Here is an 8,954-nt window from a genome sequence, read left to right as displayed (position 1 = left end):
ATTGCCAGACCCAGCATGATGATAACCACGTCTGAGGTAATCGCAAAGGCACCGATCACGCCATCAAAACTGAATGAGGCATCCAGAACTTCTAAATACAGGAAACCACCAATACCGGCTTTCACTAAGCACTTTATTTTTATTTTTACCACTGTTCAGCTTGAGAAGAAACCTCTATTTGAAAAAATAGTCTAAGCTTTAACCACTCAGGTTTTGTGATCAAATCAGTATCAAATTGTACTAATCCATGAAAAATTTTAACTTTCATAAAAATATAAATATACTCGGAGTTGAACGACAGAAAAAATCTGTCTAAATTAAGCTAAAACCACTCGGATCATAAAGAAAATATAGAGACTATGATAAAGACCTGTTGCAACTTACTCGAAGAGAAAAATATAAAAATTGCCTTTATTGAAAGTGCGAGCTCTGGATATCTATGTAGCCAGTTTTCCATCTGTAAAAGTGACGGCGCCGAAATTCTGGCCGGTGGATTGGTCTGCTACGATGTTGGTGTGAAAACTTCGGTATTAAACATTCCCCAGGCTTTGATCAATAGTTACACTGCCGAATCCATGCCAGTTACTGTTGCCCTGGCAGACGCGGGTAAAAAGATGTTCCGGGATGCAGACTGGATTATTGCCTGTACAGGTTTGCTTAAACCCGGTGGTAGTGCGACACCAGAGAAACCGGAAGGGACTTTTTTTGTAGCAATTAATGATGGTACTCAAGTGCATCAATTCCAGTATTATTTGAAAGGTACTCCACTCGAACGTCTGAATAAACTGTCTGCCGTGGTTGCACACGATATGATTAATCTACTCAATCATTAATCTAGTTTTATAATTACGCCGCAACAAGCTTCATTATTTCTACTGTATTTTAAGATAGATTAGCATGATCAAATGCTAATCTATTTTTTGCGGGTAGAATAACCATGAATATTAAAACTGCGCTGTTTCTGCTCCCTCTTGGCTTGCCCAGTCTGGCTTTTGCTACGGTCGGTGGCCCACAAAATATTGAAATTCTAGGCTATGAAGTCAAAGAGCAAAAGCTCTATGTCATGCGTCATTACCTTGATGGTCGTGGGCGCTTACCACAGCTGTATTATTATAATTTTAAATCCGCAAAACCGAATCAGTTGATTCAGGTCAACTCCTTATATATCAATCCAAAAACCAAACGTATTGATTATGACCAAGACAGTCGCAAGTTTGATCAGGACATTGCCAAAATCAAAAAGCGTTTAGTTCCGCTGAGTCCGATTCAAAGTTCAAAGCCACAACTTAAAATGTTAAAAACCACAACAGGGACGGCAGCTGCCTGGTACGATCCACAAGAAAAAGTGCCAAAATGGACTTATCAATATCAAGTAAAATCTGGCTCACAAAAAAGTCCGACTCATCAAGCGATCAGTTATCAGCAAGGTCTAAAAATTAGCCAGGCCTATAAAGTTCCTAAACAGAATAAAACGCTGGTGACAGTCAAGTATTTGGGGATTCCTTTTGAAACAGGCTATAGCATTGAAGATCCAGTCCTGTTAAGTCGATAAAAAATAAGGTCTCGATTGAGACCTTATTTTTTATTCAAGATATTAATAAATATTAAGCCGCTGTAGAACGCTCGGCGATCGGTACTACTTTACGCAGTTCAGGCCCAGTATAATCCGCGCTTGGACGGATAATACGGTTGTCTGCACGCTGTTCCATCACATGTGCTGCCCAACCTGTGACACGTGACATGACAAAAATCGGGGTAAACAGCTTGGTTGGAATGCCCATAAAGTGATAAGCCGAAGCATGGAAGAAATCGGCATTACAGAATAATTTCTTCTCACGCCACATCACTTCTTCGCAGCGCACTGAGACCGGATACAGTACCGTATCACCGACATCTTTGGCTAAACGCTCAGACCAGATTTTGATGATGCCATTACGCGGATCATTGTCTTTATAAATCGCATGACCGAAGCCCATAATTTTTTCTTTACGTTCCAGCATGCCCAGCATTTCACGTTCAGCTTCTTCAGGCGAAGTCCAGTTTTCGATCATATCCATTGCAGCTTCGTTAGCACCGCCATGTAGAGGGCCACGCAAGGAACCGATTGCACCGGTAATACAAGAATGCATGTCAGATAAAGTCGATGCACATACACGCGCCGTAAAGGTCGAAGCATTAAATTCATGCTCTGCATATAGAATCAGAGAAACATTCATCACCTGTTCATGCAGTTCATTTGGCTTTTCGCCACGTAATAAATGCAGGAACTGTGCACCGATTGAATCATCATCGGTATTTTCTTCAATACGTACACCGTCATGACTATAACGATACCAGTAACAGATAATTGCCGGTAAAGTGGCAAGAATACGGTCTGCAATATCCTGTTGCTGTTCAAAAGACAGTTCAGTTTCAAGATTGCCCAGCATCGATACGCCAGTACGCATCACATCCATCGGATGAGAATCGGCAGGAATACGCTCTAGCACTTCTTTTAAGGCTTGAGGTAGCGTGCGCAAAGATTTTAATTTGGCTTTATAGGCAACTAACTGCTCTGAAGTTGGCAGTTCGCCAAAGAAAATCAGATAAGCCACTTCTTCAAACTGGCAATGTTCAGCCAGATCCTGTACGTCATAACCGCGATAGGTCAGACCTGCGCCACTTTTGCCTACAGTTGAGAGTGAAGTTTTCCCTGCCACTTGTCCACGCAATCCTGCGCCGGTGAGTACTTTTCCTTCAGCCATTTTTTTAATTCTCCTGTTTAAACAGTTTATCTAATGTGTCTTCGAAGCTGTGATAATCTAAAAATTCGTAGAGTTCTTTGCGTTGCTGCATAATATCCAGCACATTCACCTGAGTGCCGTGTTCACGCACCGAACGCATCACTTCAAGGGCTGCCTTTTGCATGGCACGTGTCGCTGATAATGGATACAGCACCATGCCAATACCCTGCTCTGCCAACTCATTTACCGTATAATACGGTGTATCACCAAATTCGGTAATATTTGCCAAGACTGGCACACCCACTGCATCGCATACGGTGCGATACATGGTGATATCGGTCATCGCTTCGGCAAAAATTGCATCTGCACCCGCTTCAACACAGGCACAAGCACGATCAATCACCGCTTGCAGGCCTTCTTTTTGTAGCGCATCGGTACGCGCCATGACCACAAAGTTTGCATCGGTTTTCGCATCGACCGCCGCTTTAATACGATCGACCATTTCCTGCTGTGACACGATTTCTTTATTTGGACGATGACCACAACGCTTTTGTGCCACCTGATCTTCAATATGCACCGCGGCTGCACCAGCTGCAATCATCTGTTTGATCGTGCGAGCAATATTTAATGCACCGCCCCAACCGGTATCGATATCGACCAATAAAGGTGTATCAACACGTTCTGTAATCCTGCGTACATCTTCCAGAACATTATCCAGACTGGTCATGCCCAGGTCAGGCAAACCATAAGAATAATTCGCGACACCCGCACCTGATAAATAAATGGCTTTATAACCGACTTGTTTGGCCATCATGGCAGCATAGGCATTTACCGTACCCATAATTTGCAATGGTTTCTCGACTTCAAGTGCTTGTCTAAATCTTAGACCTGCAGACATTTGTTCTGTCATCTTCCTTTTCCACAGTCTTGGCTATAATTATTGAAACTCGAGTATACTCATTTGGCTTGCTCATTCCACAATCTGATAGAACAAATACTCTAAAACTTTAGTCAAATTTTTAAGTTTTACTTTACCTAATCCGGCAAATACTGCGCTTATGCGGTGCAATTATGAAATATGTACATATATTTGCTATGATGGCATTTCAATCTTTATTGACATGTTGATGTATTATCTCCTATGCAAGACCTCGTCCTAGAACCGCTCGCCAAAGACCTGCCGCAGACCAAACGTGGTCATGAGCGCTGTATTGCGCTGCTGAACAGTGCAACCGAGCTGTTTCTGGAACGGGGTTATGATGCTGTGTCTCTCGATGATATTGTTCAGCATGCAGGTGGCTCCAAAGCCTCCATTTATAAATACTTTGGCAATAAAGAAGGCTTGTTTAAAGCCATCTGCGATTATCGTCGTATCAAGTTTTTTGAAGATATCAGTATTCCAATCGAACTGATGGCACTGGATTTTCGTAGTTATTTAGTACACACGCTACTCAATTTTTATCACCAGATCATGCAACCTGAAAACTCGGCCTTTATGCGTCTGGTACTGGAACAGAGTCAGCGCAATCCGGAACTTGCTCAGCATATCCATGAGCGAGGCCCGGTGCATGTGCAAAGTGCCATTGCTACGGCTTTAGAACAGGCAGATGCGCAAGGTTTATTGCATTGCGAGAATCCGCAATATTCGGCGCAGCTGTATTTTGGTATTTTGCGCAATCTGGAATGGCGTATTCTGATGGGAATTCCGGTACAGGAAGATGATCAGGAAATCGACAAATACATCAGTTATTGTGTGGATCGCTTTTTAGACGGTCATCAAAAAGTCTAGTTTTTTTGCATTTTTCATTGCTTATAGTATATTAGCCGATTCCGTATTTTTTCTTAAACTAACCAACAACTGATTGTTGATCGAGTTTTTCGGCAATTATTGTGGAGTAACGAATGGCTCTCCGTCACTTTCTCACCTTACGCGATTTATCAACTTTAGAACTTAACCAGATTTTGCAACGCGCAATTGAGCTTAAGCGCAAACAGCATAACAATGAAGTGTTCCAACCATTTGTTGGTAAAGTGATGGGCATGATTTTTGAGAAATCGAGTACCCGTACGCGTGTTTCGTTTGAAGCTGGCATGAGCCAATTTGGTGGTAGCGCAATTTTCCTGTCTTCTCGCGATACCCAGTTAGGCCGCGGTGAACCGATTGAAGATTCTGCACGCGTGATCTCAAGCATGCTAGATATCGTGATGATCCGTACTTTCGGTCATGATATCGTGGAACGTTTTGCATCTTACTCAAAAGTTCCTGTGATTAATGCTTTAACAGATGATCACCATCCTTGCCAGTTACTTGCTGACATGCAGACCTATGTAGAGCAACGCGGCTCAATCGAAGGTAAAACTGTTGCCTGGATCGGTGATGGCAACAACATGTGTAATTCATATATTGAAGCAGCACACATGTGGGGCTTTAATCTGAAAATTGCAGCGCCAAAAGGTTATGAACCACAAGAAAAATTCCTGTCTGAATTTGCGCATTGTGTTGAACTGGTCGATACCGCTGAAGATGCAGCCGTGAATGCTGACCTGATTGTGACTGACGTTTGGGCAAGCATGGGCCAGGAAGAAGAACAAAAAATCCGTGAGAAAGCATTTGCAGACTATCAAGTGAATGAACGCCTGATGGATCTTGCGCATCCGGATTGTTTGTTTATGCACTGCTTACCTGCGCACCGCGGCGAAGAAATTTCAGAAAACTTGCTTGACCATAAAAATGCCGTGGTTTGGGATGAAGCTGAAAATCGCTTGCACGCGCAAAAAGCTCTGGTTGAATTCCTGATTAATGAAAATCTGAAAAAAGACTAAATTAAAAGCTGAATCTTCACAAATTAAGCACCAATCTCTGGTGCTTTTTTTGTCTCAGCTCTTATAATCATGATTGAAATGGAATAAAAAGTGATGTTATACAATGCAAAATAAATATTGGGCCTTGGCACTATTGGCAGGTTTTAGCAGTGCGACCTTCTCCGTTCATGCTTCTGAATTTGATCAATATCTTCAGGAAAAAAATATTATTGACAGCAAATTTAAAATTCAGAAAAAAGCTGAACTGAATGAATTACTCGCGGTACTCAGTGCAGAAGATTCCAGAACTTTACCTTTACAGGTCGACCAGAATACAATTATTGAACAATTACAGTTAAGTGCCAATAAAACCACATTAAAAGGTTTAATCACCACACCGGATTTTAGCCAATTTGAAAAAGATCTGGGCCGCAAAGAAGTGATGAAAATGATCCGTAATAATCTGCTCAATAATTGCGAGATTTTCTTTGAGCATCGCTATCAGATTGAAAACCCATACAAGGTCGAGCTCAGCCTGAGCTCGCAAACACAAACCTATAAAACTGATATTTCCCAGAAAGATTGCAAATTGAAATAGTCTAAAGAAATAAGATATTGGCTTTTATTCAGGATTAAAACATCAAGAAAACAAAGAGGTCGCTATAGCTACCTCTTTTTGATGAGGTTTGCTGTTATATCCTGCTAACGCACCAAACCTTGCGGCTGTAGAATTATAATCAGTGCCCCCAGTATTACCACCATCCCGCCAAGTAAATCCCAACGTGACAGCGTTACTTGATCAACGAAGCGCAACCACATTAGCGCCGAAAAAATATAGATGCCACCATAAGCGGCATAAATCCGTCCAGAAGCAGCCGGATGCAAGGTGAGTAGCCAGACAAAAGCCGCCAAAGCCAGAGCTGTCGGAATCCACAACCAGTGACTTCTCCCCTGATTTAAAATCAGGTAGGGAAAATAACAGCCTAAAATTTCCATCAATGCCGTGACCAGAAACAGGCAAAAAGTGGTGAGCAGCTTGGTAATTTGAATATCCATGATTTGTCTTTTGAACTGTATGAATGAATTTGATGATTTAAAATATGAGTGCATGAAAAAACCCGTGCTTGCACGGGTTTTATTTTTTCATATTGATTAAGCAGGTTCAGCAGTCTGGTCTTCAAAGACTTCAAGTTTTAAGCCAACAGCTTTACCATTTTCTTTCTTCACCGACACTGCAACATTACCGCCATTTTCAGCCAGTTCACCAAACAGGATCATTTCTGCCAATGGTTTTTTCAGGTGTTCCTGAATCAGACGCTGCATTGGGCGTGCGCCCATTAAACGGTCATAGCCTTGCTCTGACATCCATTCACGCGCACTCTGATCCACTTCCAGCATGACTTTCTTATCATCAAGTTGCGCTTGAAGTTCGGTCAGGAATTTATCCACGACATTTTCAATGATGCTGCTTGGCAATGCCTTGAACTGAATCACGCCGTCAAGACGGTTACGGAATTCCGGAGAGAAGGCTTTCTTCATCGCTTCCTGGTTATCGTTGCTATTGTCCTGTTCCATAAAGCCAATGCTAATACGTGAAATACTTTCAGCACCAATATTGGTGGTGAGTACCAAGACCACGTTACGGAAATCCGATTTACGTCCGTTATTGTCGGTCAAGGAACCATGATCCATAATCTGCAATAACAGGTTAAAGACATCTGGATGCGCTTTTTCGATCTCATCAAGCAATAGCACACAATGTGGATTTTTATGGATCGCATCAGTCAACAAACCACCCTGATCAAAACCGACATAGCCCGGAGGTGCACCGATTAAACGCGACACCGCGTGGCGTTCCATGTACTCGGACATATCAAAGCGAACCAGCTCTACGCCCATCTGCTTAGCCAGCTGCTTGGTCACTTCGGTTTTACCGACACCGGTTGGGCCAGCAAAAACAAAGCTGCCCACAGGTTTATCTGGAGATTTCAAACCAGCACGAGACAGTTTAATGGCAGACGCTAAAGCTTCGATCGCTTCATCCTGACCAAAGACCACCCGTTTCAGATCGCGCTCAAGATTTTCCAGTACGCTCTTGTCATCTTTAGAGACCGTTTTTGGTGGTATACGCGCAATTTTCGACACGATATCTTCGATGTTTTCTACCGTGATCAAACTGTCATCTTGTTCAGCTTTTAAACGGCGCTGCGCACCTGCTTCATCAATCACGTCAATGGCTTTATCTGGCAAGAAACGGTCATTGATGAACTTTGCAGAAAGTTCAACTGCAGATACCAATGCCTGATCGTCATATTGCACATGATGGAAATCTTCAAACTTCGATTTCAAGCCACGTAGGATATCAATGGTTTCAGAAATAGATGGCTCATTCACATCGATTTTCTGGAAACGGCGTGACAAAGCATGATCTTTTTCAAAGACCTGACGGTATTCCTGAAAAGTGGTTGAACCAATGCAACGTAAAGTGCCATTGGCCAATGCAGGCTTGATCAGATTCGATGCATCCATGGTGCTGCCCATACTGGAGCCTGCACCAATAATCATGTGAATTTCATCAATAAACAGCACAGCTTCAGGTTTCTTTTTCAGCGCATTTAAAAGCTGTTTCAAGCGTTTTTCAAAGTCACCACGGTATTTTGTTCCGGCAACTAATGCTCCAATATCCAGACTGAAAATTTCAGCATTTTCGAGTGGTTTTGGCGCTTTACCATTAACGATCAACCATGCCAAACCTTCTGCAATCGAGGTTTTACCGACCCCCGGATCACCGACAAGAAGTGGGTTATTTTTACGGCGGCGGCACAGAATTTGAGCGGCACGTTCAATTTCTTTTTCACGACCAATCAGTGGATCGGTCTTGCCCTTTTGCGCTTCGATATTGAGATTAGTCGTATACAGTTCAAGCGGACCTGAACTGGCTGAAGATGCAGACTCACCATCGAGGTCTTCAATTTCTTCTTCACCCTGTACTTCTTCTTTACGCGTACCATGAGACAGGTACTGAGTTAGCGTAAGGCGATTAATTTGATGACGTTTCAATAGATAGACGGCAAATGAGTCACGCTCAGAATACATCGCAACCAGAATATCAGCACCTTCTACAGTCCGATCACCACCGCTAGATTGCACGTGAAAAATCGCGCGCTGCAAGATCCGGTCAAAACTTTCTGTTGGGTGTGGTGCCTGATCACTATTTTCACCAAGCTTAGGGGTATGCTGTTCTACGTATTCTTCTAATTCCTTGCGCAACACGATAATGTCTGCGCCACATGCTTTAAGCGCATTTACGGCAGAGTCATTGTCAAGCAAGGCTAATAATAAATGTTCTACGGTCAGGAACTCATGTCTCTTTTGACGAGCCATGCTGACAGCCAAACGTAGTGATACTTCTAATTGACGACTGAGCAT

General features: G+C 42.8%; 9 protein-coding genes and 1 pseudogene. 5 read left to right on the top strand and 5 right to left on the bottom strand.

The features are described from left to right. Positions 1 to 128: pseudogene (locus FTV48_RS08120) on the bottom strand (DUF475 domain-containing protein); the annotation flags it as partial. A 231-nt stretch (positions 129 to 359) separates the two neighbouring features. On the opposite strand from FTV48_RS08120, the gene FTV48_RS08115 reads away from it, so the two are divergent. Then, entirely contained in the window at positions 360 to 833 is a 474-nt protein-coding gene (locus FTV48_RS08115; RefSeq protein WP_100357155.1) for a CinA family protein, read from the top strand. Between the two features lie 98 nt (positions 834 to 931). After that, the gene (locus tag FTV48_RS08110) at positions 932 to 1,552 is read left to right on the top strand and encodes an aminotransferase (RefSeq protein ID WP_205668327.1); all 621 of its coding nucleotides are present in this window, start codon (positions 932 to 934) and stop codon (positions 1,550 to 1,552) included. Between the two features lie 52 nt (positions 1,553 to 1,604). Here the strand turns inward: FTV48_RS08110 and prpC are convergent, their stop codons facing one another. Together prpC and prpB are read right to left on the bottom strand one after the other, a co-directional pair. Further along, positions 1,605 to 2,744 (bottom strand): 2-methylcitrate synthase, encoded by a 1,140-nt coding sequence (gene prpC / locus FTV48_RS08105; RefSeq protein ID WP_005096804.1) that lies wholly within the window; start codon positions 2,742 to 2,744, stop codon positions 1,605 to 1,607. A gap of 4 nt (positions 2,745 to 2,748) precedes the next feature. Continuing rightward, positions 2,749 to 3,633, bottom strand: a complete 885-nt coding sequence (prpB, locus tag FTV48_RS08100; RefSeq protein WP_005096803.1) for a methylisocitrate lyase — start codon at positions 3,631 to 3,633, stop codon at positions 2,749 to 2,751. A 231-nt stretch (positions 3,634 to 3,864) separates the two neighbouring features. Between prpB and FTV48_RS08095 the strand changes: the two genes are divergently transcribed. The 3 genes from FTV48_RS08095 (at position 3,865) to FTV48_RS08085 (ending at position 6,123) form a co-directional block, all read left to right on the top strand. After that, positions 3,865 to 4,512 carry a TetR/AcrR family transcriptional regulator gene (locus FTV48_RS08095; RefSeq protein WP_179999950.1) on the top strand — a complete coding sequence of 216 codons (648 nt, stop codon included), beginning with the start codon at positions 3,865 to 3,867 and terminating at the stop codon, positions 4,510 to 4,512. Between the two features lie 113 nt (positions 4,513 to 4,625). Further along, positions 4,626 to 5,546: an ornithine carbamoyltransferase gene (gene argF, locus FTV48_RS08090; RefSeq protein WP_005171086.1), complete on the top strand. Its 921-nt coding sequence runs from the start codon at positions 4,626 to 4,628 to the stop codon at positions 5,544 to 5,546. 103 nt (positions 5,547 to 5,649) lie between these two features. Further along, positions 5,650 to 6,123, top strand: coding sequence for a hypothetical protein (locus tag FTV48_RS08085; RefSeq protein WP_179999948.1), 474 nt, complete (start codon positions 5,650 to 5,652; stop codon positions 6,121 to 6,123). Between the two features lie 104 nt (positions 6,124 to 6,227). On the opposite strand, the gene FTV48_RS08080 is transcribed toward FTV48_RS08085, so the two are convergent. Then, on the bottom strand, positions 6,228 to 6,581 hold the full coding sequence (locus FTV48_RS08080) for a YnfA family protein (RefSeq protein WP_005096798.1): 354 nt from the start codon (positions 6,579 to 6,581) through the stop codon (positions 6,228 to 6,230). 96 nt (positions 6,582 to 6,677) lie between these two features. After that, on the bottom strand, positions 6,678 to 8,954 hold the full coding sequence (gene clpA, locus FTV48_RS08075; protein WP_005171089.1) for an ATP-dependent Clp protease ATP-binding subunit ClpA: 2,277 nt from the start codon (positions 8,952 to 8,954) through the stop codon (positions 6,678 to 6,680).

This window comes from Acinetobacter sp. YH18001 (assembly GCF_013416975.1).
GTDB lineage: Bacteria > Pseudomonadota > Gammaproteobacteria > Pseudomonadales > Moraxellaceae > Acinetobacter > Acinetobacter pseudolwoffii.
The sequence above is the reverse complement of the archived record's forward strand: the minus strand, read 5'-3'. Positions and strand labels throughout refer to the sequence as shown.

Coding starts and splice junctions, on each gene's coding strand:
- FTV48_RS08115 (WP_100357155.1), top strand. CDS start 360: ATGATAAAGACCTGTTGCAACTTACTCGAAGAGAAAAATATAAAAATT.
- prpC (WP_005096804.1), bottom strand. CDS start 2,744: ATGGCTGAAGGAAAAGTACTCACCGGCGCAGGATTGCGTGGACAAGTG.
- prpB (WP_005096803.1), bottom strand. CDS start 3,633: ATGACAGAACAAATGTCTGCAGGTCTAAGATTTAGACAAGCACTTGAA.
- FTV48_RS08095 (WP_179999950.1), top strand. CDS start 3,865: ATGCAAGACCTCGTCCTAGAACCGCTCGCCAAAGACCTGCCGCAGACC.
- argF (WP_005171086.1), top strand. CDS start 4,626: ATGGCTCTCCGTCACTTTCTCACCTTACGCGATTTATCAACTTTAGAA.
- FTV48_RS08085 (WP_179999948.1), top strand. CDS start 5,650: ATGCAAAATAAATATTGGGCCTTGGCACTATTGGCAGGTTTTAGCAGT.
- FTV48_RS08080 (WP_005096798.1), bottom strand. CDS start 6,581: ATGGATATTCAAATTACCAAGCTGCTCACCACTTTTTGCCTGTTTCTG.
- clpA (WP_005171089.1), bottom strand. CDS start 8,954: ATGCTCAGTCGTCAATTAGAAGTATCACTACGTTTGGCTGTCAGCATG.